The organism is Rhodococcus sp. P3_B8 (assembly GCF_056402775.1).
This window is the reverse complement of the sequence record NZ_JBFUGT010000626.1, coordinates 1-1,378: the sequence shown is the minus strand read 5'-3', so window position 1 is coordinate 1,378 and position 1,378 is coordinate 1. Positions and strand designations below refer to the sequence as shown.

Annotated in this window: 2 protein-coding genes; both read left to right on the top strand. The window is 64.9% G+C overall.

The window, feature by feature from the left end:
• Positions 1-218, top strand: a 218-nt coding sequence (locus AC1D1G_RS45260) for an Rv2253/PknI dimerization domain-containing protein (RefSeq protein WP_477956947.1), incomplete at its 5' end; no start/stop codon positions are given.
• A gap of 512 nt (positions 219-730) precedes the next feature.
• A complete protein-coding gene (locus AC1D1G_RS45255) occupies positions 731-1,330 on the top strand; it encodes a glyoxalase (RefSeq protein ID WP_477956946.1) in 600 nt (199 codons plus the stop codon).
• Positions 1,331-1,378 lie beyond the last annotated feature (48 nt).

Genomic DNA, 1,378 nt, shown 5'->3' with positions numbered 1-1,378 from the left:
CCTACGACTGGGAGTGGGACTGCTACCAGGGCGAGGGGGTGCCGAAGGTGTGGGCACCTGCGCACTCGGTTGCGTACTACACACCGCAACCAGACGGAACGCTGACCGGTTCCTGGCGTACCGACATCGACAGCGGCCCGTGCGAGGGCTCGGTGATCATGGACGTCGCGGCCTACCCCGTCGCGACGCCGCCCGGACCATTCGGCAGCAGTTCATAGCCGCCGAGACCGTGCTCCACCGGAAGTGTGTCAGCGAGCAGTCGGAGTGTCGGGCCGGCGATCGTCGGCGTACATGGCTTCGATTCTCGCCTTGATTTCGGCGGTGCTCATCGCGCTGGGCCGCCTCAGCGTGCGAGGTGTGGACACGGAAATCGTCGGAGTCGAGGGTGTCGCCATGAGAATTCTGCCTTCGTCGCTTCTATTGGGGCGCCGCCGTGAGCGGTCGCGCAGTTTCAGCAACCACGCACACATGTGATCTGATTCACACGCGGATGCGTTACATTTTCCGTTTCCCGCGTCGCCTGACTGCCTTCGCATGCCGGGCCTGCGGGACCTGCCGAGTTCGAGACGGTCCGCAAGTACGCCACTTCCGCTACGGCCGTCACTTCGCCTGCGCCAGGAAGACGGAGTCGCGCACGCACCCGTAGTGCACTCACGCACGGAGCAACCATGGAGCAGACTGATCAGGAATCGAGAAGCGACTGCCCGCGGGCGACATTAACGTCACTCGCATGAACATCGAATCCCTCGCCCTCGAAACCCCCGACCCCACCACCGCGAAAGCCTTCCACGCGGCCCTCGGCCTCGATGAACACATCAGTGCCCGCGACACGGACGCACCGACCACCGGCTTCCGCGGTTACACCCTCTCGCTCGTCGTGTCCCAGCCGAACATCGTCGACGCCTACGTCGGGGCTGCCCTCGAAAATGGCGGCACCACAATCAAACCAGTCAAGAAGGGCCTGTGGGGGTACGGCGGTGTCCTGCAGGGTCCCGACGGAGCGCTCTGGAAGGTCGCGACATCGTCGAAGAAGAACACGGGGCCGGCGACCCGGCACATCGAGGACCTCGTCCTGCTGCTCGGCGTCGAAGACGTCAAAGCCAGCAAGCAGTTCTACCTCGACCACGGACTGGAAGTGACAAGAAGCTTCGGTCGCAAGTACGTCGAGTTCGCCACCGGCCCGAACGTCAAGCTCGCGCTCTACGGGCGCCGCGCCCTCGCGAAGGACGCCGGCGTCTCCCCCGACGGCACCGGCGCCCACCGGATCGTCATCAGCGGCGACGCCGAACCCTTCACTGACCCCGACGGCTTCACCTGGCAAACAGTGTGAATCGGAGAAGTTCTCGGGCGCGAGTTGGGGCCGGTGCCTCATCGTCAC